Annotated in this window: 26 protein-coding genes; 18 read left to right on the top strand and 8 right to left on the bottom strand. The window is 51.3% G+C overall.

From position 1 onward, the window contains the following. Window positions 1-60: 60 nt before the first annotated feature. The 3 genes from BUB16_RS04885 to BUB16_RS04895 form a co-directional block, all read right to left on the bottom strand. Window positions 61-816 carry a 2,3,4,5-tetrahydropyridine-2,6-dicarboxylate N-succinyltransferase gene (locus tag BUB16_RS04885; protein WP_073060104.1) on the bottom strand — a complete coding sequence of 252 codons (756 nt, stop codon included), beginning with the start codon at window positions 814-816 and terminating at the stop codon, window positions 61-63. A gap of 103 nt (window positions 817-919) precedes the next feature. Next, window positions 920-1,810 carry a 4-hydroxy-tetrahydrodipicolinate synthase gene (dapA, locus tag BUB16_RS04890; protein WP_073060107.1) on the bottom strand — a complete coding sequence of 297 codons (891 nt, stop codon included), beginning with the start codon at window positions 1,808-1,810 and terminating at the stop codon, window positions 920-922. Further along, window positions 1,807-2,484, bottom strand: a complete 678-nt coding sequence (locus tag BUB16_RS04895) for a dihydrodipicolinate reductase C-terminal domain-containing protein (RefSeq protein WP_073060111.1) — start codon at window positions 2,482-2,484, stop codon at window positions 1,807-1,809. The genes dapA and BUB16_RS04895 overlap by 4 nt, the downstream gene beginning before the upstream one ends. 583 nt (window positions 2,485-3,067) lie before the next feature. Between BUB16_RS04895 and BUB16_RS04900 the strand changes: the two genes are divergently transcribed. From BUB16_RS04900 to BUB16_RS04915, 5 genes are all read left to right on the top strand, one after another. Further along, the gene (locus tag BUB16_RS04900; protein ID WP_073060115.1) at window positions 3,068-4,321 is read left to right on the top strand and encodes a DUF819 family protein; all 1,254 of its coding nucleotides are present in this window, start codon (window positions 3,068-3,070) and stop codon (window positions 4,319-4,321) included. A 414-nt stretch (window positions 4,322-4,735) separates the two neighbouring features. Then, window positions 4,736-5,941, top strand: a complete 1,206-nt coding sequence (locus BUB16_RS04905; protein ID WP_073060118.1) for a serine hydrolase — start codon at window positions 4,736-4,738, stop codon at window positions 5,939-5,941. A gap of 209 nt (window positions 5,942-6,150) precedes the next feature. Then, on the top strand, window positions 6,151-6,318 hold the full coding sequence (locus BUB16_RS21385) for a hypothetical protein (protein ID WP_170864284.1): 168 nt from the start codon (window positions 6,151-6,153) through the stop codon (window positions 6,316-6,318). Window positions 6,319-6,337: 19 nt separating this feature from the next. Then, window positions 6,338-6,823 (top strand): hypothetical protein, encoded by a 486-nt coding sequence (locus tag BUB16_RS04910; RefSeq protein ID WP_073060121.1) that lies wholly within the window; start codon window positions 6,338-6,340, stop codon window positions 6,821-6,823. 5 nt (window positions 6,824-6,828) lie between these two features. Further along, a complete protein-coding gene (locus tag BUB16_RS04915; protein ID WP_073060124.1) occupies window positions 6,829-7,560 on the top strand; it encodes an SAM-dependent methyltransferase in 732 nt (243 codons plus the stop codon). Window positions 7,561-7,635: 75 nt separating this feature from the next. Here the strand turns inward: BUB16_RS04915 and BUB16_RS22155 are convergent, their stop codons facing one another. Next, entirely contained in the window at window positions 7,636-8,016 is a 381-nt protein-coding gene (locus BUB16_RS22155; protein WP_244545639.1) for an ankyrin repeat domain-containing protein, read from the bottom strand. 338 nt (window positions 8,017-8,354) lie between these two features. Between BUB16_RS22155 and BUB16_RS21720 the strand changes: the two genes are divergently transcribed. The 4 genes from BUB16_RS21720 (at window position 8,355) to BUB16_RS04940 (ending at window position 11,447) form a co-directional block, all read left to right on the top strand. Continuing rightward, complete coding sequence (locus tag BUB16_RS21720) at window positions 8,355-9,650, top strand: N-acetylmuramoyl-L-alanine amidase family protein (protein ID WP_211483095.1); 1,296 nt, start codon at window positions 8,355-8,357, stop codon at window positions 9,648-9,650. Window positions 9,651-9,659: 9 nt separating this feature from the next. Next, window positions 9,660-10,274, top strand: a complete 615-nt coding sequence (gene udk / locus BUB16_RS04930) for a uridine kinase (protein WP_073060129.1) — start codon at window positions 9,660-9,662, stop codon at window positions 10,272-10,274. A gap of 93 nt (window positions 10,275-10,367) precedes the next feature. Next, a complete protein-coding gene (locus BUB16_RS04935; RefSeq protein WP_073060132.1) occupies window positions 10,368-11,090 on the top strand; it encodes an SDR family oxidoreductase in 723 nt (240 codons plus the stop codon). 3 nt (window positions 11,091-11,093) lie between these two features. Further along, window positions 11,094-11,447, top strand: a complete 354-nt coding sequence (locus tag BUB16_RS04940) for a DUF4296 domain-containing protein (protein WP_073060135.1) — start codon at window positions 11,094-11,096, stop codon at window positions 11,445-11,447. Here the strand turns inward: BUB16_RS04940 and BUB16_RS04945 are convergent. Together BUB16_RS04945 and BUB16_RS21390 are read right to left on the bottom strand one after the other, a co-directional pair. Next, complete coding sequence (locus BUB16_RS04945) at window positions 11,444-13,381, bottom strand: RecQ family ATP-dependent DNA helicase (RefSeq protein ID WP_244545640.1); 1,938 nt, start codon at window positions 13,379-13,381, stop codon at window positions 11,444-11,446. The genes BUB16_RS04940 and BUB16_RS04945 overlap by 4 nt on opposite strands. Then, window positions 13,381-13,560: a hypothetical protein gene (locus BUB16_RS21390; protein ID WP_170864285.1), complete on the bottom strand. Its 180-nt coding sequence runs from the start codon at window positions 13,558-13,560 to the stop codon at window positions 13,381-13,383. Before BUB16_RS21390 ends, BUB16_RS04945 begins: the two co-directional genes overlap by 1 nt. Window positions 13,561-13,986: 426 nt before the next feature. Here BUB16_RS21390 and BUB16_RS04950 point away from each other — a divergent pair, with 426 nt between their 5' ends. The 9 genes from BUB16_RS04950 to proC all read left to right on the top strand — a co-directional run bounded on the left by BUB16_RS04950 (window position 13,987) and on the right by proC (window position 23,086). After that, entirely contained in the window at window positions 13,987-14,652 is a 666-nt protein-coding gene (locus BUB16_RS04950) for a GNAT family N-acetyltransferase (RefSeq protein ID WP_073060139.1), read from the top strand. Then, the gene (locus tag BUB16_RS04955; protein WP_073060142.1) at window positions 14,645-15,841 is read left to right on the top strand and encodes an argininosuccinate synthase; all 1,197 of its coding nucleotides are present in this window, start codon (window positions 14,645-14,647) and stop codon (window positions 15,839-15,841) included. Before BUB16_RS04950 ends, BUB16_RS04955 begins: the two co-directional genes overlap by 8 nt. After that, window positions 15,834-16,811, top strand: coding sequence for an N-acetyl-gamma-glutamyl-phosphate reductase (gene argC / locus BUB16_RS04960; RefSeq protein ID WP_073060145.1), 978 nt, complete (start codon window positions 15,834-15,836; stop codon window positions 16,809-16,811). The genes BUB16_RS04955 and argC overlap by 8 nt, the downstream gene beginning before the upstream one ends. 15 nt (window positions 16,812-16,826) lie before the next feature. Continuing rightward, window positions 16,827-17,969: an aspartate aminotransferase family protein gene (locus tag BUB16_RS04965; protein WP_073060148.1), complete on the top strand. Its 1,143-nt coding sequence runs from the start codon at window positions 16,827-16,829 to the stop codon at window positions 17,967-17,969. Further along, window positions 17,966-18,901: an N-acetylornithine carbamoyltransferase gene (locus BUB16_RS04970; RefSeq protein WP_073060151.1), complete on the top strand. Its 936-nt coding sequence runs from the start codon at window positions 17,966-17,968 to the stop codon at window positions 18,899-18,901. The genes BUB16_RS04965 and BUB16_RS04970 overlap by 4 nt, the downstream gene beginning before the upstream one ends. Next, window positions 18,901-19,677, top strand: a complete 777-nt coding sequence (gene argB / locus BUB16_RS04975; protein ID WP_073060155.1) for an acetylglutamate kinase — start codon at window positions 18,901-18,903, stop codon at window positions 19,675-19,677. The genes BUB16_RS04970 and argB overlap by 1 nt, the downstream gene beginning before the upstream one ends. Beyond that, window positions 19,674-20,744, top strand: a complete 1,071-nt coding sequence (locus tag BUB16_RS04980; RefSeq protein WP_073060157.1) for a M20 family metallo-hydrolase — start codon at window positions 19,674-19,676, stop codon at window positions 20,742-20,744. The genes argB and BUB16_RS04980 overlap by 4 nt, the downstream gene beginning before the upstream one ends. Window positions 20,745-20,832: 88 nt before the next feature. Continuing rightward, window positions 20,833-22,125 (top strand): argininosuccinate lyase, encoded by a 1,293-nt coding sequence (gene argH / locus BUB16_RS04985; protein WP_073060160.1) that lies wholly within the window; start codon window positions 20,833-20,835, stop codon window positions 22,123-22,125. Window positions 22,126-22,285: 160 nt separating this feature from the next. Continuing rightward, window positions 22,286-23,086, top strand: coding sequence for a pyrroline-5-carboxylate reductase (proC, locus tag BUB16_RS04990; RefSeq protein WP_073060162.1), 801 nt, complete (start codon window positions 22,286-22,288; stop codon window positions 23,084-23,086). A 119-nt stretch (window positions 23,087-23,205) separates the two neighbouring features. Here the strand turns inward: proC and BUB16_RS04995 are convergent, their stop codons facing one another. Both BUB16_RS04995 and BUB16_RS05000 read right to left on the bottom strand, forming a co-directional pair. Continuing rightward, window positions 23,206-23,973, bottom strand: coding sequence for a succinate dehydrogenase/fumarate reductase iron-sulfur subunit (locus tag BUB16_RS04995; RefSeq protein WP_073060164.1), 768 nt, complete (start codon window positions 23,971-23,973; stop codon window positions 23,206-23,208). Between the two features lie 69 nt (window positions 23,974-24,042). Further along, complete coding sequence (locus tag BUB16_RS05000; protein WP_073060166.1) at window positions 24,043-25,962, bottom strand: fumarate reductase/succinate dehydrogenase flavoprotein subunit; 1,920 nt, start codon at window positions 25,960-25,962, stop codon at window positions 24,043-24,045. Window positions 25,963-25,989 lie beyond the last annotated feature (27 nt).

Below are 25,989 nucleotides of genomic sequence, written 5' to 3' on the forward strand. Positions count from 1 at the left end.
ATCTATTGATTCAGGCTGTAGACTGCATTATGAACAAGTCAGTCGTGCTCATGTATTCCATCAGCGCAGTGCGTCTTCCAACTCAAGCGAGGCATCGCTTTGAGCATCACGATATTTGACAATCATCGGGCAGGCCATGCTGAGTCCCTGTTCGGTGGCCCAGCTGCCGCTCATGGGACGCGTACCGGGGATGACCACGGCCCTTTCGGGGATGGCGGCTCCCTTTTTAAGTATCTCTTCGTTTACGCAGTCGTACACGGGGATCGATTTGGACAAGGTGACCCCCGGAGCGATAACCGCTCCCCTTTTAACGAGGATGCCCTCCACAATGACGGCCCCCGCCCCGACAAAACAATCATCTTCGATCACCACGGGACTGAGTCCCACAGGCTCAAGCACGCCTCCCAGCTGCACGCCGGCGGAAAGATGAACGTTCTTTCCCACCTGGGCACAGGAGCCTACCAGAGCATGGCTGTCGATCATCGACCCTTCATCCACATAAGCGCCCACATTCACATAGGCCGGGGGCATGATGATAACGCCCGGAGCGACATAGGCGCCGCGGCGAACGGACGATCCACCGGGAACCAGCCGCACGTTGTCGGCCACGGTAAACCGCCGGGGGGGGAGGTTCTGCTTATCAACAAAACCATCGTAAATGCCGGAATATTCGGTGTTTTCGCCGGCGCCAAAGGAAGCCAGGATGGCTTCTTTTACTTCTACATTAGCCTCCCATCCGTCTCCTCTGGGTTCTGCGGCGCGGACTTCGCCCTCTTCAAGCTGATCTAAAATGATTTCCCAGTTACTGTCACTCATGGTGTTGTACTATTTTATTTGTCAGTTAGATATTTTTTTCAAATAAATAAAGCCAGTGATGATGTCTGCCTTAGACGTATGACACGCTGCTGCATCGATTCGGTCAGTCGCTGCCGGTTTCCTCGTACCAGTCCCGGATCATTTGATCTGCATTTTTCAACAAACTGATATCGGCCAGTTCATCTTCAGTCAGAGGGGGACGCAACGCAGAGGAAGAAATCCATCCTTTCTCTTTGAGCAGCAGCTTGACCGGCACAGGGTTGGGTGCTTCAAACAACGCATCCGCACACTCCTGCCAGAGCGGGAGCAGTTCCGGCCCGCGTCCCTCCATACACCACTGTACATAGCGGTGTACGGCCTTCGGCCACACGTTCGAGGCTACGGAGACCAGCCCCGTGCAACCGGCCATCGCAAAGAAGGGCGTCAGGGCATCATCGCCGCTGTAGAAAGCCAGCTCCGGCGCACTTGCGCGGTATCTCTGAAAATCGGTTATGCTTCCGCTGGCCTCTTTCACCACCTCAAAATTCGGATGTCCCTTCAGCTCCATCAGCATTTCAACACTCATTTTGACACCGGTTCGAGAGGGGACGTTATACACCATGCAGGGCTTGTCAGCGGCGTCCAAAAGCGACTTGAACCACTGGACCTGTCCCTTTGCACCCGGTTTGGCATACAATGGTGTGACCAGCAGAAAGGCGTCGATCTCAAACTGGTGACAATATTCTATCCACTCCAGCTGATGGCGGAGATTAAAGCCCCCCACACCGGCCATCACAGGGATCTCAATATTCAGGCTCGAGGCGGTCTTGACGACCTGCTTTTTATCTTCCAGGCCCAGGGCCAGTCCCTCTCCGGTACTTCCTAACACCAGCACGCCATTACCGGCCTCATCCTGTTTATAGATCAGCGACGCCAAATCCTCCAGGTTAAGTTCGCCATTTTCGTGCATCGGTGTGACTACCGCGGTCCAGGTTTGTGTATCTGTAATCTTCATGACTGTTGCATTATAAAATCAAAAATAGTGGAAAAATCGTGAAACCCGGGCTCAATCTCCGGTTTTACCAGCTGTTCCGCTGCCCAGACGGCGCCCCGGGCAAAGATCTCACGGTCGCGGGCCCGGTGCTCCAGCCGGATGGATTCGGTATCCGTCTTCACTTCAAGCCGGTGGATGCCTTTGATATCCCCCTTCCGCTCGGAGGTAATCTCCGCCTCGCGGCCCAGCCACTCCTGCCACGACAGGGCCGTACCGCTGGGTGCATCCTGTTTATGAATGTGATGGATCTCATGAATATGGAATGAGGGCTCCGTCAACACCGAAGAACTCTGTCCAATGACATTGAGGCAGCGGCGTACGATGCTCATGCCCAGGCTGAAGTTCGAAGCCTGCAACCATTTTATACCCTGTATTCGCAGGCGCTTGTCCAGATCTTCCGGCCATTCATAGCCGGTGGTCCCCCACGCCGAAGGAATACCCGAGCTCATCAGCGGCTCAACCAGATCCTCGACGGCGGCACCCGGCACAAAAAGAATAGCGACATCAGCTTGTTGCAGTGCCTCGGCCGTCGGCTTCTCCGAAGAGTTAAAAGGTCCGACCACCTGCTCGTCATCTAATATATCAAGAACTTTTCCACCGGTCCTTCCGGTTCCAATAACAGCAAATTTTGTCATTCCCCAAAAAATGTTCGATTAAAATAAAAATAGAGTGGTAAGTATAACCTTTTCAAACTCTATTTTCATACCATTTGCGCAAAACCCCAAATATAATGTAGATTCAGGGCCTAATCCAGATTTCTCACTCCCAAAGTTCCGGGGAGTACGGGCCAAGGCCTCCATATTACGAATGTTTTCTGCATGCGAAGAATGGGCGGACGTTTCGCACATCTACATCTGAGCTGCGAAGCCTGTGGCGTACCAGCATCCCGAGAGGGTAACGCAGGTCAGGGACCGGCAGCGAGGGTAAGATATCATTTTTACCAATAATTTTTATTTTAACTCTTTTCATTCAGAAAGTTCACGATATTCCATTTTTTTAATTTGTAAAGTTAACTTATTTAAGAGGCTTTTGAATACCAGGGCCTTTGTTCAAAGCCAGGGCCAACGGGGGATTGCCGTTGCAACATATTGCCATATGTAAGGATTTCAACCGGCCGGTAACGGCGACATTGGCCAAAAGAACGGTTCGCCGTTCGAGAGTTCGAGGGCCTCGCCAGGAGACATACGGGCTAACTATTTTATTTAAATAAAAGAAACTATGCATACATTTTTTGCTGCTCCGGTCTTTACCAACGATGCAGTGGTTTTAGGTATCCTGCTGCTTATACTGGCTTTAATTTTCATTACTTCCAGCAGCGACAACCCCAAATGGCAAAAATTTTATACGTTTGTCCCCTCCCTGCTGCTCTGCTATTTTATTCCTTCCATCTTTAATTCCCTGGGACTGATTTCCGGTGAAGAGTCCAATCTCTATTTTGTGGCCTCACGCTACCTGCTGCCGGCAAGCCTCGTGCTGTTAACGCTGAGCATAGATTTCAAAGGCATCATCGGTCTGGGTCCCAAGGCCATTATCATGTTTTTGGCCGGAACGCTGGGTATCGTTGCAGGGGGACCCCTGGCCGTGTTGACGGCCGGTTATTTTTCGCCGGAACTGGTGGGCGGGGAAGGCCCGGATGCCCTGTGGCGCGGACTCTCAACGGTTGCCGGCAGCTGGATCGGGGGCGGAGCCAACCAGACGGCCATGTACGAAGTTTTCGATCCCAGCGACAACCTGTTTTCAGCCATGGTTACAGTGGATATCATCGTGGCCAACATCTGGCTCGGTTTCCTGCTCTATGGAGCCGGCATTTCCGAGCGTATCGACCGCTGGTTTAATGCGGATGCCACGCCCATCACCGAGCTGCGAAAAAAAATCGAGAACTATAAGGCGAGTATTGCCAAAATACCCACGCTGGCCGACCTGACCAGTATTGTGGCCGTTGCTTTTGTGGTTACGGCCATCGGGCATCTCGGAGGCGATGCTATTGCCCCCTGGATTGCCGAGAATGCCCCGCAACTCAGTCAGCTGAGCCTCGATTCACGCTTTTTCTGGATTATCGTCATTGCCACCACCGGGGGACTGCTGCTCTCTTTCACCCGGGCGCGGAAGCTGGAGGGGGCCGGGGCTTCCAAGGTGGGAAGCCTTTTTCTGTATGTACTGGTCGCTACGATCGGGATGAAAATGAATGTGCTGGCGATCTTAGAGAGCCCGGGTTTTTTCCTGATCGGGCTGATGTGGATCCTGATCCATGTGCTCATTCTGTTCCTGGTCGCCAAGCTTATCAATGCTCCCTTCTTTTTTATTGCCGTAGGCAGCCAGGCCAACGTGGGCGGTGCCGCCTCGGCGCCTATTGTGGCCTCGGCCTTCCATCCCGCCCTGGCGCCGGTAGGCGTTCTCCTGGCGGTGCTGGGCTATGCCCTCGGCACCTATGCAGCCTACCTCTGCGCGCTGATGATGCAGTTTGTGAGCTAAGCTGAGTAATGAGTAATAAGTAGAAAGTAAAAGTATTAAATTCACGGGCTTGGACTCACCCTAAAATAGGTTGACAAAAAATATATACATTATGTCGACGAATAATCACAGAGGAACGACTCGAAGATATATCGATGCTTTCCACCTACTACTTTTTACTTTCTACTATTTACTATTTAGGCCTGATTTCCATTTCCAGGATCTTTATCTTTCGTATTCATAAAAAGGCTTTGGGAAACCTGGAATTTTGGTCCCTATCAAAGCCTGAATATCAAAAGCCTGAGCGCATTCAAAACCTCCGCATACACATAAGGCATATGCGGAGGTTTTGAATGCGCAAAGAAAATACACAGATTGGCTACAAGAGCGGTTTCACAGACCTCTCTCATATTTAAAGCTTCATTTATTTTATTCATGCGCATCCTGAAATTTATCGGCGTCGCCGTCGGTACCCTGCTGCTGGTCTTCCTGATCGTCTTTGGCTTTAACCCGAATGCCCTCTTTACCCTTTTTGAGAACAGTGATGACCTGCAAGAGGGACAGGAATGGGTATCGAAGACCACCTCGCTGAAAGGACTCACCGAATATATTGGCGAACATCCCCGTATTGCCGCTGTGGTCTCGCGTTCCGCAACCAACCCGGACACCGTCATCTCATACGGGGCTGGTCAGCCGCATACCATGGGCACGCTCTCGAATTTTCTCCTGATTACAACCTACGCCCGCCTGGTGGAAAACGATTCCCTCGATCCCGGTGAGCCTATTCCCCTGAAAGAGGTGGATGCCTACCAGCTTCCCTATATCGATGCCACCAATCACGAGGATGCCAAAACAGCGCTCCGCAGCGAAGGCGCTGTCACTTCCGACAGCGAAGTTGCGTTGGGGGACCTTATTCAGGCGGGCATCATTTTTAATGATCTGGCGATTTCCGATTACCTGTATTACCGGTTGGGAGAAGAGGCCATCAGCCATACCTATGAACAACTGAAGCTCCGGCATACCGACCGGCCCCTCCCCTTCTCCGGGCTTTACATAACCATCAATCCGGCCACGCACGACACCACAGCCCAGGCTCACCTGCAGTATCTCGACAGGTTGTCAGGCCAGGAGTTCCGGGACATGGTATTGACCAATGCTCAAAAATACCAGTCGGATACTGCTTTCCGCAACCGTATTGATGAACTCTTCAATGCTTCGCAGGGACTTGCGATGCAATTTACCGACCGCCGGGATGCCTTGACCTTTTTCCCCCAGTCAACCGCGGGCGAGCTCTCCGGGTTGATGATCAGGCTGCAACAAGACCAGCTCCTTTCACCGGCCGTTTCAAAGCGAATCAGGGATATTATGGATTGGCCCCTGGAGCGGCAGAGCTTGAACAACGACTTTGAATTCTACGGGGCCATTTACGATAACCGGATGGGACTGCTTAATGGACTGGATTACGGCGCTTCGACCTACTCGCAGGAGCCGTTCGGTCAGGCCGTCTTCTTCGATTCCCTACAGGTTGGCCTCTGGTTTCATATGAGCAGTAACCTGATGCACCAGGATTACCAGCAGCGCCTGATGTGGGATCCGGCCCTGCGCGAGACCACCCTGCGGCAGCTTAACAGGAAATTTTGAAAAACCAGGAATTTTAGTCAATATCAAAGCCTGAGCTTATTGAAAACACAGCATATATGATATATAAACATACATATGTGAGGATGTTGAATCCGTGAAAATTCAGTGATTTGCCAAAAGAATAGTTTTGCAAAGCGCTCTAATATTGATAACTGAATTTTGGCTATCTTTAGGTTTCCTGTTCTTCCTAATATCAACTAACAACTGCTATGGCAAACTCAACCAATAAAGTAACGGAATCTGTTCGCGGGGGCATCACTCTCGGTTCGGCACTGGCCATTGCTATATCGTGGTCGGTCAATGAGTCCATTCTCTGGGCGATTATACACGGCTTACTGAGCTGGTTCTATGTTCTCTATTACGCCCTTTTTTACTAATGCACCGGATTGCACACGCATGGACTCTTATAAATATCTTTACCTTGTATGGCTGATTCCAGCCGCCTTTATCTTCCTGTGCCTTCACCAGAGCATGGTCTGGTACGGTATCATTGATACCTACGAAAACGGCAACAGCTACACTGCGGAAGTCGTCGACTATGAACTGAAACAGATAGCCGCTCAAACCAACGGTTATATCGTATTGCGCTTTGAGGATCAACAGGACCGTTTAATACAGAAAAAACTGTCGTTGCCGGTGGAAATGGCGGGACAGTTGCAGCAGATCAGGGTGGTACCCATCCGTTATCAAGCCGGTGCCTTCCAGGAAATTGTAATTATGCCTACCTATGGAACCCAGAAGGGATTGGTACTGACCAATCTGGCCATGGCGGTCGTAGCCCTGATCATTACCCTGATCATTGCCGTGGTAGTGCATCGCTATGCCGGCAAAAAGGCACGGGAAGGGTCAGAACAACTTGAAATAGAAAGAATCGATCACTGACTCCCATGAAGAACAACCGCTCTTCTTCCGCTCGGGGGACCCTCTACCTCGTCCCCAATACACTTGGTAAAACACCCGAGAACAACACCATTCCCGAATACGTGCTTAATATCATACGCCGGCTGGATGTCCTGATTGTGGAAAATATCCAGACGGCCTCGCGTTACCTGCAGTGGGTGGGAGACACCATCCCCGACTATGAAATTGACTTCCTGCTGCTAAATAAAAAGACGCCGGTGCATGAAATCGCCTCCTTTTTGGATCCGCTGAAACAGGGACGCGATGCCGGACTGTTATCCGAAGCGGGGTGTCCCGTGATTGCCGATCCCGGCTCAGAGCTGGTAAAGATGGCTCATGCGCAAGATATTCACGTATCACCGCTGGTGGGTCCCTCTTCGATCCTGCTGGCATTGATGGGATCGGGCTTTAACGGCCAGGAGTTTGCCTTTCACGGCTATCTGCCTATCGACCGGAATAAACGGCGTCAGGCCCTGCTGAAGCTGGAACAAAAAGCCCGAAACAGTGCGCAGACCCAAATTTTTATGGAAGCGCCCCATCGCAATGATGCGATCGTTAAAAATATTATCGCCCACTGCAGAGACGACACCCGTTTCTGTACGGCTACGAACCTGACGCTGCCCGACGAGCGTATCATCTCTCAGCCTGTCCGTCACTGGAAGCAGGGGTCGATTCCCGCTATACATAAAGAACCGACGATTTTTCTCTTATCTTCTTAAGCCTCCCGTCATCGGATTGGTTGTTCTCATCATTTTTTGGGTTCCGTATTTTCAGGATTGAAAAAATGAAACGTTTTACCGGGCGCCGGCCTCTTCCAACATATGCACAATGTCATCATGCTGGTGATAGCTGGCCTGGTCTTTAGCCGACCATCCCCGGTCGTCATGCACTTCCACATCACTGCGATGCTTGATCAGAAGCTGCACAATTTCATGATGACCGTTACTTGACGCCCAGTAAAGAGCGCTGGTTCCCCGGTTATCACGCACGTTCACATCCGCTCCCTCATCAAGCAGGCATTTCACGATTTCAGTATGTCCGTGCTTGGCTGCTTTCATGAGAGCCGTTCGTTTATGCTCATCACTGGTGTCAACATCTGTTCCCTCCGAGAGGTGTCTCTTTACTGCTTCAATATCTCCATTTTCCGCAGCTTCCAGAAAGGCGTTTTCTTCCATAAATAAACCTCCGTTTCTATAGTTTAGTAGGTAGGATGTAGTGTTATTGTAATTGATAAAATAGCCATAATCAACTTTTTGAAGGGAGTATTTGGATTTTTTGGCAGGAATGGAAAAAAGGTCCCCTCCAGCTGCAACCGGAATCCGGCAAGCCACCGGTTTCAATAGCTCCACGAGCCCCAAAGGTCCTGTTTCCGGGAATCCACCGGCCCAACCATGCAGCCCAACAGCCATAGCCTTGCCATACGGTCCCTTGTGCTTCTCTCTTTTTTTCTTGTGTAAATATTACTTAATTTCAAGCCTTAAGGATTATCATTCTATAACCAATACGAGGTACGGTGACTCTACAAGCTACTGGCTCCGGAAATGATGGCTGTCTTTATGGCCGATTTTTTTTAGTAGTTATACTAAGTTGTCTTTTTTTAACAGGCTGCAACACGCTTTCACAAGCCCAGAAGAATGCTGACAATTCACTAACCCGCATTTCCACGGCCGTTCGCAGCGACGGGAAGGGGCAGGTCGTACGATTTAATATGCAGCAGCCGGCCGATTCCTTTCGGGTATACCAGCCCGAACCCCATCTTATCCAGCTTGCCATTTTTAACGATAAGATAAATTCGGATAATATTGCCGCCCCGGGCGAGTCGTCTCTCTTGGAAGATGTCCGGTTTTACGACATCCCCAACGGTATCGGCGTGGATATACGGCTTAACCCGGATAACTATTACGACAGCCAGTTCTATCCGGATGCGAAAAGTGATGATTTGTTGCTGGGACTCACCCATACCGATCGCCAGGCTTTGGAACAGCAGACACAGGGGTTGGCAGCCATTCGATGGTCGGAGTCTCCCTTTCCTCCCGACAGCCTGCAACCGGAAGAGGAACCTTTGCCGCAAAACACCAATTACGACAAAGTGAAAGATAAGATGAAGTTTGACGTGGTTGTCCTTGATCCGGGACACGGCGGACATGATACCGGTGCCATCGGCTATAATAATGTGCTGGAAAAAAAGGTTGTGCTGCAGATTGCCAAAAAAGTGGGCGGCTACATCAATGAACATCTGCCGGATGTGGAGGTAATTTATACGCGTGATGATGACCGTTTCATCGAGCTTGAAGAACGCGGACGCATAGCCAATCGCCAGGAGGGGGATCTTTTCGTCTCCATTCACTGCAATTCCAACCACTCGCGACAACCCTACGGCTCGGAGGTCTATTTTCTCGGGCTGGAACGAAGTCAAACAGCCCTTGAAGTGATGAAACGCGAAAACAAAGTGGTACGCGCCAACAGCAATGTTGAACAGAAACAGCTCAGCCAGGAAGAACTGCTGATCTACGAACTGGCCAACAGCGGGTATATATCGACCAGTGAACGCATCGCCGGAATGCTTGAGCACCAGTTCAGTGAACGCGCCCAGCGCCGGTCACGGGGGGTCAAACAGGCTCGATTTGTCGTGCTATATCATGCTTCCATGCCTGCGGTTCTGATTGAAACAGGATTTATCAGCAACCCCAATGAAGCACAGTACCTTACCTCGGAATACGGACAAAACATCATCGCTTCGGCCATTTTCAGAGCGATCCGGAATTACAAGCAGCAGTACGAGCGAAATTATCAACTGCAGACAAAATAAGCATCTCTTTTGGAACCATTAATTATCGGCGTGGCAGGTGGAAGCGGAGCCGGTAAAACGACGGTTGTCCGCCATATTATCGACACCTTCAGAGAAGAATGTATCCTCCTGCTGCAGCACGACTCCTACTACCGGGACCTGAAACATCTTCCGTTCAGTGAGCGGACCCAACAAAACTTTGATCACCCTTCTGCCCTGGAAACGGAGCTTATGATTCGCCATATCAAGGCACTAAAAGAAGGTTATCAGGTCGAAATCCCTATCTATGATTTCACCAACCATATCCGGAAAGATGAGACAAGGCTGGTCGAACCAAGGGATATTATCCTCATCGACGGAATTCTCATTTTTAATGAAAAAGAGCTCCGCGAGCTAATGGATATTAAGCTGTATGTGGACACCGACGACGATATCCGCCTGCTCAGGCGCATTCAGCGTGACATTGTGGAGCGCGACCGCGAACTGGAGAACGTCCTCCACCAGTACAAAAAGTTTGTGCGACCCATGCACCTCGAATTTGTGGAACCCAGCAAACGATATGCCGATATTATCATCCCGCGCGGGGGACAAAATAAAGTGGCGCTGGATATGGTCAATGCCCTTATCCAGGATCACCTGAATTAACCGAAGGGTATGTTTTTTGCTTTACTCGCCTTATATTAATTTGCAAAGGGTTAAATATTAGCATTGGAACATCCAAGCCAATAATTTATTTATATGGATTTAACATCAAAGACTGCAGTTGTAACAGGAGCAAGCGGCGGCATTGGAGCCGCCTTCAGCCAGGCATTGATTAACAAAGGCGCTACCGTATACGGCCTGGCCCGCAGCGCTGATAAACTGGGACAGCGTCAGCAGGAACTGGGCGATCAGTTTGTTCCCGTAACACTGGATATCACCGACCACGAGTCCATTGACCGCTGGATTCAACAGACGTTTGACGATGACCTTCTGCCCGATGTACTGATCAATAATGCGGGACTGGGGCGCTTCGGTGATGTGGACTCCCTGCCCCTCGAGGATTGGGAGGCCATGATCAACACCAACCTCTCCGGCATCTTCTATATGTGCCGCCAGGTGGTACCTCTCATGAAGGACAACGAAAACAGCTGCCATATTATCAATATCGCGTCTATCGCGGGGAAGGTGAGTAATCCGCAAATGTCGGGGTACAATGCTTCCAAATTCGGGGTGCGGGGATTCAGCGAGGCGCTGTTTCAGGAACTGCGCTACGACGGCATCAAGGTAACCTGCTTTTATCCGGGCTCCATACAAACCGATTTTTTTAGTGACGCCAATAATTCCGAATCGCACGCAAATATGATGCAGCCCGGGGATGTGGCCGGGGTGCTTATCAATGTGCTGGAAACACCGGATAATTTTCTGATCAACGACATCACCATGCGTCCGCTAAACCCCAAACACCCGACAGAGCAATAACCTATGGTCAGATGGTACTGCCTTGTCATCCTGTTATCAGGCCTCGTTGCGGGGTGCAGCGAATCGCCGGAAAAGCCTGAAATGCTTATCGATGAAGATACCTATATCTCTTTGCTGGTTGAGCTCCAGCTGGTCCGCACCTATTCTGAAACGGATCGCATGGATGAAGCGGCGGCGGATTCGCTTCGCGATACAATATTCCGGGAATACGGTGTTCCCGACAGCGCTTTCTGGGAAAGCCATAAATATTACCAGCAATTTCCAGCGGATCAAAAAAAACGGGTGGAAGAGGCTATCGAGCGGCTCCGAAAAGATCGCATGGAAGAACCGGGGCGCCCGTCGGAAGAACAGGATTAATCGCTGGCCTCCTCTATCCAGACATACTTTTCAGCATCCGTTATCACCTTTTGCTCGCGAATCAGGTGACTGAGCGACTTCTTGACGCGGTCTTTACTCCAGCCGAATTGACGGCAAAGATGTCCCAGTGTCTTCCCCCCTTTTTTCAGGGACTGCTTGATCGTCAGCAGGTCAGAATCCTCCAGGTACCGGACCGGCTTCTCCCTGCTCAGGCAGTTATCGCAATGACCACAAGCTGACACTCTCTCTTCACCGAAATAACGTCGGATATAGGCTTCCCGGCAGTTTTCAGTCCGGATATATCCCCGCATATAATCCAGTTTCTTCAACAGGGTATTCCGGTGCCCTTCCAGCTGCTCTCTGCTTAATCGCAGGGACGACTGCCGCTCGTCCACCAGTTTAACCAGCGGCGATTCGCCGATAAAGGTGTAGTTCAACATCTGGTCGTGATCCTGCAGTACCTGCAAGCCTTTTTTGACGGCATTGGGTGAGATATCCAGCTTCTTCCGCAGATAATCGAAATCTAAAAATTTCATCTCCCCAAAAGCTTCGGCCCCGTACTGGCGGAGCAGCGTATCTAAAAAAAGTGCTTTTCGCTGGTTACCCGGGGACTTGATCCTCTCCCGGATATAATCGCGGCTTGCTATAAATCGAATCCCGATCTGTGGTGTCACATGCTCGACCATCCGGAGGATCCCCAGCTGGTTGAGCACGTTCAGCGCCGAGCGGCAGATACGGGGTGAAAAGCCTGAACGCTTCGCCAGTGCTTTTACCGAAATTTCCCGCATCTTCTCCATTTCCGCCCCGACAGCCAATTCAAAACTGTCACAGAGCACATCGTACAGATGCTGCAGCTGCTTTCTTCCGGGATACGATTCTTTAATGCGCTGCCCGGCAACCGTCAAATCGGACGGTTTGAACAGAAGCAGCGGGTAACTTTCTATGCCATCCCGGCCCGCTCTTCCCGCCTGCTGGTAATACGCCTCAAGCGTATAAGGCATCACATAATGGATGACGTAGCGGCAATCGGCCTTGTCAATGCCCATCCCGAAGGCACTCGTGGCGACGACGAGGGGCAGCTCTCCCCCGATCCACTGCTCCTGAATGCGCTGCCTTGCCCCCGCTTCGATGCCCGCATGATAGGGCCTGGTCCGAATGCCCACCCTTTGCTCAATCTTTTGAGACAGTGTTTCACAGTTTCTTCGCGTACCCCCATAGATAAGTCCGGACCCCATATCTCCCGCCCGTTTTACAGCCTCAAGCAACTTTTTTTCCTTCTGGTCGGTGGGCGTCACCCACCACTTGAAGTTAGGCCGTTCAAATCCTTTTGACACAATAACCGGATCCTCAAAACCGAGGGTTTCCCGGATATCCCTGCGCACTTCCGGGGTGGCGGTGGCCGTCAGTGCAATCCAGGTCACCGAATCGGCAATGGATTCAAAAGCTGGACGAATCTCACGGTAAGCTGGACGAAAATCATGTCCCCATTCCGAAATACAGTGCGCCTCGTCAATAGCAATCAGATCGATATCCAGCCGGGATAGCTCGGCTTCCCAGATCGGGGTCCCCAGCCGTTCCGGCGAACAGTAGAGCAGGTCGTACATCCCGTTTCGCGCATTCGCAAGACGCTGTTCGATCTCCCGCGAAGAGATCGTACTATTGATAAATGTTGCCTGGATGCCCCGTTCCAGGAGCTGCTGAACCTGGTCCTGCATTAACGCTATCAGGGGTGAAATGACGATCGTCAATCCCTCCAAGACAACGGCCGGCAGTTGGTAACAAAGCGACTTGCCCCCCCCGGTGGGGAAGAGCACCAGGGTATTTTTTCGCTCCAGGACAGCATTAATAACCACATCCTGCCCTTCTCGGAAGGTGGGGTAGCCCCATTTTTGCTGCAGGATATGTCGGGCTTTCGCCATCTGTTCACTGCTCATCAAATACCGTTGAATACTTTACGTTTAAAATAAGTACCCTGAAAAGTCCGGCCTGGATTATTCACAAAGAAATCTGATTTTGGGCAAGGCGGAATAAAAATGGATGCGGAGAGATACTTTCCTGCCTTGAGTACCCCCTTTTCATTACAACGCAGCACAGGAGCAAATTTCGCAGCCATTATTTCAATAGTTCATAAAAAGACCTTATTAAATGCCAGGGTTTTAGAAAATAACAGGATAACGAATCATTCCATATTATTCATGAATAATCCATGCCGGATTATAACCCAGCACTTCATCTGCTATTTTTTAAAAGATTAAAAAAATCTTGTTTTTTCTTCTATAAGACATTATTATTACCCTCTATGAAAGCAAGCGGAACATATACCCCTTCATTCTTCGACAGGCCACCTGTTGATGCCTTTCCTGTGTTTCCGATTCGGCGGCGGCCGCGGGCCCTTCCGGGCTCATAAACATCTTCTTTGCGGAGGGTGCATCATGTCTTTACTCATCCGCAATCTCACCTTACCGATTAACAACTCACTTTTAACAGCAACTATTCTTTGTTTGCTGCTGTCTGATATAACACTAACTTTTATAGTAGTATGAATATTCGCATAACCGTCGCTGGCTCACAGCATGTTGCTCACGCAGAGGAGATCTGCAAACTGATGGAAGAAGCGGCCAAACAGCGCGGCACCGGTATCGCCAAGCGCAAGCCTGAGTATATCAAGGCCAAAATGGAAGAGGGCAAGGCGGTCATAGCGATCGACACCGAAGGCAATCATCTTGCCGGGTTCAGTTATATTGAAAGCTGGGACGACAAGAAATATATTGCCAACTCGGGACTGATTGTCCACCCGCACTACCGCAAAATGGGGCTCGGCAGGCGCATCAAGAAAAGGATCTTCAAGCTTTCGCGGTCCAAGTACCCAAACGCCAAAATTTTTGGCATCACGACAAGTATGGCCGTCATGAAGATTAACTCGGATATGGGGTACAAGCCGGTTACCTTTTCGGAGCTGACGAAAGATGAGGAGTTCTGGAAAGGCTGTCAAAGCTGTCCCAATTACGATATCCTTACCAATGAAAATCGCAAGGATTGTCTTTGTACGGGAATGCTGTACGACCCCGAACAGGAAAAGAACAAGGAAACGGCGGATAAACGCACCCGGTGGAAGCGATTCAAGCGATTTCTCCGGCTGCACCAGAGAAACCTCCAACGAAAAACCAAACAGCTTTTAAATCTAACAAGCAAAAATAATGACTGAGAAAAAGAAAATTGTCCTCGCCTTTAGCGGGGGACTCGATACCTCCTATTGCGTGCCTTACCTTAAGGAGCAGCATCAGGCTGAAATCCATACGGTGCTGGTGAATACCGGCGGGTTTGACCGACAGGAACTGGCGGATATCGAGCAGCACGCTTACAGCCTGGGCAGTGATACGCACCAGACCCTTCATAAGACAGACGACTATTATGAAAAGATTGTTCGTTTTATGATCTTCGGAAATGTCCTGAAAAACAATACCTATCCCCTGTCTGTAAGCTCCGAGCGGGTGTTTCAGGCGGTTGCCATTGCCAAATATGCGCTGGAGGCCGGGGCCGACGCTCTCGCCCACGGCAGTACGGGAGCGGGAAACGACCAGGTCCGGTTTGACCTTATTTTTAATGTCATAGCTCCCGATTTGGAGATTATTACCCCCATCCGCGATCAGCAGCTGACGCGCGAAGAAGAGGTCGCTTTCCTGAAAGAACACAACGTCGACATGAACTGGAGCGAGGCTAAATACTCCGTCAACAAGGGCCTGTGGGGCACCAGCGTGGGGGGAGCGGAAACCCTGACGTCCGACCAGCCGCTGCCCGATGAAGCCTGGCCAAGTCCCCTCCGTGAGGAAGAGCCGAGAACCATCAGCCTTGCGTTTGAAGAGGGAGAACCGGTTAGCATCGACGGGAAGGAGTATGATCCCGTCGAACTGATTCGAACGCTGGATGAGACCGGCTCGGCTTACGCCATCGGCCGTGATATTCATGTGGGCGATACGATTATCGGCATCAAAGGCCGGGTGGGCTTTGAGGCGGCGGCAGCCATGCTCATCATCAAGGCGCATGAGCAGTTGGAAAAACACGTGCTGACCAAATGGCAGCTTTACTGGAAGGATCAACTCTCCGACTGGTACGGTATGATGCTCCATGAGGGACAGTACCTGGACCCGGTCATGCGCAATATCGAAGCCTTTCTTTCGGATACCCAATCGACGGTTAACGGGAGCGTCTTTCTCAAGCTCTCGCCCTACCGGTTCGACATCGAGGGCATATCCTCTCCCAATGACCTGATGAACGCCAAATTCGGCGACTATGGAGAGATGAACAAGGCCTGGAGCGGGGAGGACGTGAAAGGGTTTTCCAAAATATTATCCAACCAGATTAATATCCATCAATCCGTGAATAATTATGATTAACGCAGGTATTGTCGGGGGTACGGGATATGCAGCAGGCGAACTGCTGCGTATTCTGCTTCATCATCCCAAAACAGCAATCCGCTTCGTATACAGCACCAGCAAAGCGGGCGAACCGGTTACCTCGGTGCACCAGGATCTGATCGGGGAAACGGAGATGGCGTTCAGCCATGAACCGGATCCCGATATCGACCTGCTGTTCCTGTGCATGGGACACGGTAACTCACATGCTTTTTTGGAGGCTCATGATATTGCGGACGAAACCCGTATTATCGATCTGAGTCGCGACTTTCGTCTCGCGCCCGATCAGACGTATGGCGAGCGTTCCTTTATTTATGGGTTCCCGGAGCTGCAGAAGGAGGCCATCAAAAACGCCGGGAATGTCGCAAATCCCGGCTGCTTTGCCACTGCCATACAGCTGGCCCTGCTGCCGCTTGCTCACAGCGGGAACCTGCAGCACGATGTGCATATCCACGGCATCACCGGATCCACGGGTGCAGGAAGTTCACCAAGCGCAACAACGCATTTCAGCTGGAGAAACAACAATGTCTCTATCTACAAGGCGCTGCGTCACCAGCATGCCGGTGAAGTCCGCCAAAAGCTGCAGCAGGTATTCCCTGATTTTGACAGGGAGCTGAATTTCATTCCCGTGCGGGGAAATTTTACCCGGGGCATTTTTATTTCGGCCTATACCAAATGGGACCCTTCACTGGCAAAAGCACAGTCGCTCTATAAAAATTATTACCAGCACTCCTCCTTTGTGCACCTCAGCGATGCGCCCCTGCACCTGAAGCAAGCGGTCAATACGAACAAGGCCCTGCTTCACCTGGAAAAGGAGGAAGACAAGCTGCTTGTCACCTGTATCATCGACAACCTGCTTAAAGGAGCCTCCGGACAGGCGGTAGAAAATATGAACCTGATGTTCGGCTTCGACGAAACCATGGGCCTCCAGCTCAAACCCTCAAACTTTTAATATAGAATATGATATATGGAACTCTTTGACGTCTATCCCCTGCTTGATCTGGAACCGGTAAAAGCACAGGACCACTATGTCTTTACGGCAGACGGGACCAAGTATCTCGACTTTTACAGCGGACACGGGGTCATATCCATCGGGCACTCCCATCCCCATTATATCAATGAGGTAAATAACCAGCTTCGCGATATCGGCTTTTATTCGAATTCTGTTAAAAATCCCCTGCAACAAAAGCTGGCTGAAAAACTGGGGCGGATCTCCGGTTACGATGATTATCAGCTGTTCCTGAGTAATTCCGGTGCCGAAGCCATCGAGAACGCTTTAAAGGTAGCCTCCTTCCATACTAAAAAGTCGAAAGTCATTGCGTTCAAAGGCAGTTTTCACGGGCGAACGTCAGCGGCGCTCAGCATCACCGACGGCGATAAATACTCCGCCCCGATCAACAAGGGAAGTGAAGTCACCTTTCTCGAGCTAAATGACAGTGACGGGCTGGAACAAGAATTAGAGCAGGACGACGTCTGTGCCGTTGTGATCGAAGGCATACAAGGCATCGGGGGCATCAATATTCCCGATGATGAATTCCTGCGGCTCGTCCGAGAACGCTGCACCGAAACCGGTACCCTGCTGATATGTGACGAAATTCAATCGGGCTACGGCCGAACGGGGGCCTTTTTCGCCCACCAGCATGCCGGCATCAAGGCGGATATCGTTACGGTCGCGAAAGGCATGGGCAACGGCTTTCCGGTGGCGGGTACGATCATACACCCGGACATCGAACCTTTTTACGGGCAGCTCGGGTCTACCTTCGGGGGCAATCATCTGGCCAGTGCCGCAGCATCAGCGGTGCTGGACGTTATCGAAAGCGAAAACCTGATGGACCGGGCAACACAGCTGGGCAACACCCTGCTGAACAGCCTGTCGACGCTTCCCGAACCCCGGGAAGTGCGGGGAAGGGGATTGATGATCGGCATGGAATTTCCGTTTGCCGTAAAAGAGCTTCGCCGGGTCCTCATTGAGGAGGAACATATTTTGACGGGTGTATCTTCCGACCCCAACGTCCTGCGACTGCTTCCTCCACTGACCATCACGAGCAAGGAAGTAACGATCTTTATAAACGCACTTAAAAGCGCACTCTCACTTAGCAAAGTATCATGAACCATTTTACTTCATTCGAGGATGTCGAACATCCGCAGAAACTGATCCGGCAGGTTATTGAGCTGAAAAATAATCCGCTGTTCTCTGAAAGAGGAAAACAGAAGACCGTGGGACTCATATTCTTCAATCCCAGCCTGCGAACCCGGCTCAGTACGCAGAAAGCCGCGCTGAACCTGGGAATGGACGTTATCGTGCTCAATATCAACAAGGATTCCTGGAAAGTCGAGTTCGAGGACGGGACGGTCATGAATGGCGACACGCAGGAACATATCAAAGATACGGTCAAAGTCATCAGCAGCTACTGCGATATCCTGGGCGTACGCTCCTTTGCAACCCTGAAAGACCGGCGGGAAGATTATGAAGAGCGCGTGTTAAACAATTTCCTGACCTACTCGTCGGTACCGGTCATCAGCCTGGAATCGGCGACCCTGCACCCGCTGCAATCCCTTACCGATATGGCGACGATCGCCGCATCAGGCATTACAAGGCCCAAAGTTGTTCTTAGCTGGGCCCCGCACCCCAAAGCCCTGCCCCAGGCCGTGGCCAATTCTTTTTTGCAGTGGACCCCCGCAATCGATGCCGATGTGGTGCTGGCCCATCCCGAGGGGTACGAGCTTTCCGATACGTTTGCCGGGAACATTTCAGTCACCCACAACCAGGAAGAAGCCTTCGCCGGTGCCGATTTTATTTATGCCAAAAACTGGTCCAGTTACACCTCCTACGGAGAGACCCCTGCTGTAGACGGGGACTGGACCATCACGGCCGGGAAGATGGAGCTTACCAACCGGGCGCAGTTTATGCACTGCCTTCCGATCCGGCGCAATGTCGTGGCGTCGGACAGCGTCATTGACCGCTCGCTGGTCTACCGGCAAGCCAAGAATCGTGAATTTGCAGCACAAGCCGTGCTGCACAACCTAATGGAGACTTTATAATGCAGACGTTACATATCATTAAAATCGGTGGAAGTATTGCGAACAGCGACCGCCGTTTAACCACCTTCCTCAAAAACTTTTCAGGTATGGACACGCCCAAAATCGTCGTTCACGGAGGGGGGACAGCGGCTACTGACCTGTGCAATAAGCTCGGCATTCCGGTCCGAATGAAAGAAGGACGCCGTATCACCGACAAACCGGCGCTGGATGTGGCCGTTATGGTCTATGCGGGACTCATTAACAAGACAATCGTGGCCAAGCTTCAGAGTCTTTCCTGCAATGCACTCGGACTTTCGGGGGCTGACCTCAATATGATTCCGGCACAAAAGCGACAGCATCCGCGGGTAGACTATGGCTTTGTGGGGGACGTACAGCCCGAGGACATCAACACCTACTTTATCAGGCGACTTCTGGATGAGCAGGTGGTTCCCGTTTTCCCGGCAATCACGCATGACGGTAAGGGACAGCTGTTAAACACCAATGCCGATACCATCGCCTCTGCGCTGACCATCGCCCTGACCAAATACTACCACACACACCTGACCTACTGCTTTGAGAAGCCCGGGGTTCTGCTGGATGTTGAGGATGACGACTCCTGGATTCGGCAGATCGACCGGGAAAAATATGACCGGCTCAAAGATCAGGGAGTCATCAACGAAGGCATGATCCCCAAACTCGATACCGCCTTTGAAGCCCTCCGCCGAGAGGTCAACAGCGTGCATATCAAGCATGTCGACAACCTTCTGAACGACAAGGGGACCGAACTTACCTTATGAGCCAGCTATACGCAGAAGCCATTGATCTCTTAAAACAACTTATTGCCACGCCCTCCTTTTCAAAGGAGGAAAAAGAGACCGGAGATTTAATACAGCAGTTTCTGGAGGACAAGGGAATTACTACCCGCCGGCATAACCATAACATCTGGTGTGTCAACAAGCATTTTGATCCTTCCAGGCCGACGATTCTGCTGAATTCTCATCACGATACGGTCCATCCCAACTCGGGCTACAGCAAAGACCCCTATACCCCTGTCGTGGAAGACGGCAAATTATTCGGACTGGGTTCCAATGATGCGGGGGGGGCGCTGACATCGCTGATCGCCACCTTTATTCACTTTTACTCCAAAGAAAACTTAACCTATAATCTCATTTTGGCGGCCACGGGGGAGGAAGAGATCTCCGGGGAGAACGGCATCGTTTCTATTCTCGACAAAATACCCGCCATCGATTGTGCCATTGTAGGCGAACCCACCCAGATGCGCATGGCCGTAGCCGAGAAGGGACTGATGGTGCTGGAATGTACCGCAAAAGGAGTCAGCGGACATGCGGCCCGGGATGAGGGAAAAAACGCTATCTATTTGGCCCTCGAGGATATCGAGTGGTTCAGGACCTACCGTTTTGAAAAGGTGTCGGAGATGCTGGGTCCCGTCAAAATGACCGTTACCGTCATTCAGGCGGGCAGCCAGCACAATGTGGTGCCCGACCGCTGTACCTTTACCGTGGATGTGCGCAGTACCGATGTGCATGACAATGTCGAAATTCTGGATATTATCGATGCGCATATTGAATCGGATATTACCGCTCGTTCGATCCGGCTGAACCCCTCTTTTATTCCACTGGATCATCCTGTTGTGCATTCCGGCGACAAGCTGGGGCTGGAGCAGTATGGCTCTCCCACCCTTTCCGACCAGTCGGTTATACCGGTGCCCTCGTTAAAAATAGGCCCGGGTAAATCCGCCCGCTCCCATACGGCCGACGAGTTTATCCTGCTCCGGGAAGTAGAGGAAGGTATTGAAACATACATTAAGCTGCTGGATGCGGTTCTCCGTAATAATAATGCATAGGTATTTGTATTTATTCATGCTTTCAACTTTATACCTTCTACTAACAACATACCTGCGATTTAACAATAACGATTAACCAGGAATAACCATGAAACTTTGGAACAAAGAACAGCAAGAAACCAGTGCCATCATTGAGCAGTTCACGGTGGGCAATGATCGTGTACTGGATCTGGAAATTGCTGAATACGATCTGCGTGCCTCTAAAGCACATGCCCGAATGCTGCACAGTGTCGGGATTTTATCCGATGGGGAGCGGGAAGATCTTCTCAGGGAGCTGGACCGGTTACTGGAGGAATTGGAGGAAGGATCGTTTACCATTGAGGAAAAATTCGAGGACATCCACTCTAAAATTGAGTATGAGCTGACGCAGGCACTGGGACAGACGGGCAAAAAAATCCACGCGGGACGCTCCCGTAACGACCAGGTGCTGGTTTGCCTGCATCTGTATGCCAAGGATCAAATTCTCGAGATAAAGAAATTGGTCAGGGAACTCTTCGACCGGTTGATTGCGCTGAGCGAACAGTACAAGGAGGTAATCATCCCGGGCTACACGCACATGCAGGTGGCGATGCCCTCCTCTTTCGGCTTGTGGTTCGGGGCCTACGCCGAGTCGCTCGTTGACGACCTGTATATGCTCAATGCGGCCTACCGGGTGGCCGATCAAAACCCGCTGGGCTCTGCCGCCGGTTTTGGCACTTCCCTGCCGCTGGACCGTACCATGACCACCGAAGCGCTGGATTTTAGAACCCTGAAATATAATTCCGTAGCGGCCCAGATGAGCCGGGGAAGACTGGAGAAGATGACAAGCTTTGCGCTCAGTGCGGTAGCGGGCACGCTTTCCAAAATGGCGATGGACGTCTGCCTGTATATGAGCCAGAATTTCGGCTTTCTCTCTTTTCCCGATGAACTGACGACCGGATCCAGTATTATGCCGCACAAGAAAAATCCGGATGTTTTCGAGCTGGTCCGCGCCAAGTGCAACCGCGTTCAAAACCTGCCCAATGAACTTACACTGATTACCGGCAACCTGCCCAACGGCTATCACCGGGATTTTCAACTGCTGAAGGACAGCTTCTTTCCGGCCGTGGAAACCCTCAAGTCGTGCCTCAGCATCAGCCATTTTATGTTTGAGCATGTACAGGTCAATACCAATGTGATTTATGATGAAAAATATGACTACCTGTTTAGTGTGGAGAAGGTCAATAAGAATGTTATGCGGGGAGTCCCTTTCAGGGAGGCTTATCGCAAGGTGGGAGAAGCGATTGCCAAGGGGACCTTTCGTCCCGACAAAAAACTGAAGCACACCCATGAAGGCAGTATCGGCAATCTTTGCAATGAAGAAATCAAGGAAAAGTTTAACCAGGCATATAGAAGCCTTTGAAAAACCAGGAATATTGTTCAAAGTCAAGGCCAGAGGGAGGTTGAAATCGCAGCATATGCCATATGTGAAAATTTCAACCGACCGATAACGCCGACATTGGGCAAAAGAACGGCTTTGCAAAGGCTTTACATAATTAATTTTAAACCAAACAAACAAAACTATGGACACGCAAGTTGCGATTCTCGGCGGAGGAAATCTGGGTACGGCACTGGCCAAAGGCCTTGCCCGCACGGAGGAAGCCTCCTCAAAATATGATGTCACGATAACCCGGCGAAATGCCGATCTTATTCGCTATCTCGAAGACGACGGCATTACCGTCACTACTGATAATACCGCAGCGGTAGAAGAGGCTGATCTGGTTATACTGTCCGTTCAGCCGACCCAGATTGAAGACCTCGTAAATGACATAAAACCCGTTTTGGACCCGCAACAACATATTCTCATTTCGACAATGGCCGGGGTAACCGATGAAGATATTACGGAACTGACCGGTTCCGGATTTCCTATTTTTCGCGTAATGCCGAACACGGCGGCCGCTATTAACCAGGCCATGACCTGCGTGGGAAAAACCCCGCATAAAGAGGCTGAAGAAAAGGTCATAGAACTTTTTGAGTCGCTCGGCAAGACGCTGCTTATCAATACGGACCTTATGGAAGCAGCCACCGTACTGGGAGCCTGCGGTATCGCCTTTTTCCTGCGCTACATCCGCGCCGCTTCACAGGGAGGGATCGAAGTCGGCTTTCATGCGAAGGAAGCTCAGCTTATCGCTTCGCAGACCGCGCTCGGTGCTGCGGCGCTGCTGCTGGACTCCGATAACCATCCCGAGCACGAGATCGACAAGGTAACGACGCCCAAAGGCTGTACCATTGCGGGACTGAATGAGATGGAGCACAACGGACTGAGTTCAGCGTTGATTAAAGGGATAAAAGTTTCGTATGAGATGATTGAAAAAATCCGCTGAGCCGTGTATTTCCCGTAAGGTTGAGCGGACGGGGCGAAGAAAAATTGCTTAGATAGTACCTGAGGATATGGGTTTATTCTGCGGTCTGACAGCTGGTCAAAAGGGAGGGAATTTTTCTTTTATACCTCATCGCCGGCGAGCGCCGCTTTCACATAATTACGGCGCATCTCGGCAATGGCTGAGATAGAAATTCCCTTGGGACAAACGGCCTCGCATTCGGCGTAGTTCGAGCAATCCCCGAAGCCTTCTTTATCCATCTGCTCGACCATGGCAACCGTACGCCGTTTCCGCTCCGGCTCGCCCTGGGGCAAGCGGTTCAGGTGCGCCAGCTTTGCGCCGGTAAAGAGGGAAGCGGATGAATTGGGACAGGCCGCCACACACGCCCCGCAGCCGATGCAGGTGGCATAATCAAAAGCGGTATCTGCTACGGATTTATCAACAGGGATGGAATTGGCGTCCGGCGCCGAGCCCGTTTTGACGGATACATACCCTCCCGCTTCTATGATGCGGTCAAACGCGCTGCGGTCCACAATCAGATCTTTTATAACCGGAAAACCCTTCGCCCGGAACGGCTCGATGACAATCGTATCTCCGTCACTGTAATTGCGCATATGCAGCTGACACGTACAGGTCATTGCCTTGGGACCGTGCGCCCGGCCATTAATCATCAGGTTGCAGGAGCCGCAAATGCCTTCTCGGCAATCATAATCAAACTCGACGGGCTCCTCCCTGCCTTCGGCAACAATCTGTTCATTCAGGACATCGAGCATCTCTAAAAATGACATGTGCTCGTTGACATTGTCAAGGGTATAGTCGACCAGCTTGCCGGGTTTATCCGGTCCGTCTTGCCGCCAGATTTTCAAGTGGATGGTAAATGTGTCAGCCATAATGCTTTCCGTTTTGCCACGGTGACACCAGATACCCAGAGTACGGGCCGGTGTCTTTGCGGCCTAAAATTACTTGTAACTTCGTTGTTTCAATTCGACAAATTCAAATTCCAGGTTCTCCTTGTGGAGCTTCTCCTGAAGCTCGCCGTTTACCCCCTTAAACTCCCAGGCGGCCACATAGGCGTACTCTTCATCATTCCGCAGGGCTTCCCCTTCTTCCGTTTGGTGCTCCTTGCGAAGGTGACAGCCGGCAGACTCATCCCGGTGGAGGGCATCTTCCGCCATCAGCTCTCCCAGCTCCAGGAAATCGGCCACGCGTCCCGCAAATTCCAGGTACTTGTTGAAATTGGACGCCTCGCCCGGCACCCGCACATTTTCCCAGAACTCCTTGCGGAGCGCCCGGATCTCCCGAATGGCCTGTTTGAGTCCCTCTTCACTGCGCGAAATACCCACCTTATCCCACATAATCTGTCCCAGCTCGCGGTGGAAATCGATTACGCTTTTATCGCCCTTGACACTTAGTAATTTATCAATATGCTGCTGGGCATTTTCAGCAGCTTCGTCAAAAGCTTCGTGACCGGTATCGATCTCATCGATATCCGCATCCGCGATATAATTTCCGATCGTATAGGGGATGATAAAATAACCGTCCGACAGTCCCTGCATCAGCGCACTGGCTCCGAGCCGGTTTGCCCCGTGATCTGAGAAATTGGCCTCGCCGGCCACAAACAGCCCGGGGATGTTGCTCATCAGGTTGTAGTCGACCCACAATCCCCCCATCGTATAATGCACGGCCGGAAAAATACGCATCGGTTCTTCATAGGGATTGTCGCCGGTAATGTTTTCGTACATTTCAAAGAGATTCCCGTATTTCTCCGAAATGGTTTTCCTTCCGTCGCGCTCAATGGCATCCGCAAAATCAAGATAGACCGCTCGTCCCGTCGGACCCACGCCCATTCCTTCATCACAGACGATTTTGGCATTCCGGGAAGCCACATCCCGCGGCACGAGATTTCCGAAGGCGGGGTACTTCTCTTCCAGATAATAGTATCGATCCTCTTCCGGTATATCATTCGGATGACGGTCATCTCCTTTCTTTTCAGGCACCCAAACGCGTCCGTCGTTGCGCAGGCTCTCGCTCATCAGCGTCAACTTCGACTGGTAATCACCGGAGACCGGGATACAGGTCGGGTGAATTTGCACGTAACAGGGATTTGCAAAGCCGGCGCCCCGCTTGTGGCAGCGCCAGGCGGCCGTCACATTTGAATTCTTGGCATTGGTTGACAGGTAAAAAGCATTTCCATACCCGCCGCTGGCCAGCACCACGGCATCGGCCATCCAGCGCCGGATCTCCCCGGATACGAGATCTCGCGTCACAATACCGCGGGCTTTCCCTCCGGCCACCACCAGGTCCAGCATTTCGTGGCGGGTGTGCATCTCGATATTGCCTTCATGTACCTGGCGCATCATCGCCTGGTAGGCTCCCAGCAGCAGCTGCTGACCCGTTTGTCCCCGCGCATAAAAGGTGCGGGATACCTGGGCCCCGCCGAAAGACCGGTTAGCCAGCAGTCCTCCGTATTCCCGGGCGAAAGGAACACCCTGCGCGACAGCCTGGTCAATAATTTCATTTGAAATTTGAGCCAGCCGGTAGGTATTCGATTCCCGCGAACGATAATCGCCGCCTTTGATGGTATCATAAAACAGGCGCCAGATGGTATCGCCGTCATTGGGATAATTTTTGGCGGCATTAATCCCCCCCTGGGCTGCAATGCTGTGGGCTCGCCGTGCCGAATCCTGGATACAGAAGCTCTTTACGTTATAACCCAGCTCAGCCAGACTCGCCGCGGCAGATCCACCGGCCAGGCCGGTACCCACAACGATGATATCATGATTGCGCTTGTTGTTGGGAGCAACCAGTTTAATATCCTTTAAATGCTTGGACCATTTATCTTCTAACGGCCCGGAAGGAACTTTTGAGTCTAATTTCATAAGTCTAAAAGTGGATTTGCAAAATAA

This window comes from Fodinibius roseus (genome assembly GCF_900129315.1).
Lineage (GTDB): Bacteria > Bacteroidota > Rhodothermia > Balneolales > Balneolaceae > Fodinibius > Fodinibius roseus.

Coding starts and splice junctions, on each gene's coding strand:
- BUB16_RS04885 (WP_073060104.1), bottom strand. CDS start 816: ATGAGTGACAGTAACTGGGAAATCATTTTAGATCAGCTTGAAGAGGGC.
- dapA (WP_073060107.1), bottom strand. CDS start 1,810: ATGAAGATTACAGATACACAAACCTGGACCGCGGTAGTCACACCGATG.
- BUB16_RS04895 (WP_073060111.1), bottom strand. CDS start 2,484: ATGACAAAATTTGCTGTTATTGGAACCGGAAGGACCGGTGGAAAAGTT.
- BUB16_RS04900 (WP_073060115.1), top strand. CDS start 3,068: ATGCATACATTTTTTGCTGCTCCGGTCTTTACCAACGATGCAGTGGTT.
- BUB16_RS04905 (WP_073060118.1), top strand. CDS start 4,736: ATGCGCATCCTGAAATTTATCGGCGTCGCCGTCGGTACCCTGCTGCTG.
- BUB16_RS21385 (WP_170864284.1), top strand. CDS start 6,151: ATGGCAAACTCAACCAATAAAGTAACGGAATCTGTTCGCGGGGGCATC.
- BUB16_RS04910 (WP_073060121.1), top strand. CDS start 6,338: ATGGACTCTTATAAATATCTTTACCTTGTATGGCTGATTCCAGCCGCC.
- BUB16_RS04915 (WP_073060124.1), top strand. CDS start 6,829: ATGAAGAACAACCGCTCTTCTTCCGCTCGGGGGACCCTCTACCTCGTC.
- BUB16_RS22155 (WP_244545639.1), bottom strand. CDS start 8,016: ATGGAAGAAAACGCCTTTCTGGAAGCTGCGGAAAATGGAGATATTGAA.
- BUB16_RS04935 (WP_073060132.1), top strand. CDS start 10,368: ATGGATTTAACATCAAAGACTGCAGTTGTAACAGGAGCAAGCGGCGGC.
- BUB16_RS04940 (WP_073060135.1), top strand. CDS start 11,094: ATGGTCAGATGGTACTGCCTTGTCATCCTGTTATCAGGCCTCGTTGCG.
- BUB16_RS04945 (WP_244545640.1), bottom strand. CDS start 13,381: ATGAGCAGTGAACAGATGGCGAAAGCCCGACATATCCTGCAGCAAAAA.
- BUB16_RS21390 (WP_170864285.1), bottom strand. CDS start 13,560: ATGGCTGCGAAATTTGCTCCTGTGCTGCGTTGTAATGAAAAGGGGGTA.
- BUB16_RS04950 (WP_073060139.1), top strand. CDS start 13,987: ATGAATATTCGCATAACCGTCGCTGGCTCACAGCATGTTGCTCACGCA.
- BUB16_RS04955 (WP_073060142.1), top strand. CDS start 14,645: ATGACTGAGAAAAAGAAAATTGTCCTCGCCTTTAGCGGGGGACTCGAT.
- argC (WP_073060145.1), top strand. CDS start 15,834: ATGATTAACGCAGGTATTGTCGGGGGTACGGGATATGCAGCAGGCGAA.
- BUB16_RS04965 (WP_073060148.1), top strand. CDS start 16,827: ATGGAACTCTTTGACGTCTATCCCCTGCTTGATCTGGAACCGGTAAAA.
- BUB16_RS04970 (WP_073060151.1), top strand. CDS start 17,966: ATGAACCATTTTACTTCATTCGAGGATGTCGAACATCCGCAGAAACTG.
- argB (WP_073060155.1), top strand. CDS start 18,901: ATGCAGACGTTACATATCATTAAAATCGGTGGAAGTATTGCGAACAGC.
- BUB16_RS04980 (WP_073060157.1), top strand. CDS start 19,674: ATGAGCCAGCTATACGCAGAAGCCATTGATCTCTTAAAACAACTTATT.
- argH (WP_073060160.1), top strand. CDS start 20,833: ATGAAACTTTGGAACAAAGAACAGCAAGAAACCAGTGCCATCATTGAG.
- proC (WP_073060162.1), top strand. CDS start 22,286: ATGGACACGCAAGTTGCGATTCTCGGCGGAGGAAATCTGGGTACGGCA.
- BUB16_RS04995 (WP_073060164.1), bottom strand. CDS start 23,973: ATGGCTGACACATTTACCATCCACTTGAAAATCTGGCGGCAAGACGGA.
- BUB16_RS05000 (WP_073060166.1), bottom strand. CDS start 25,962: ATGAAATTAGACTCAAAAGTTCCTTCCGGGCCGTTAGAAGATAAATGG.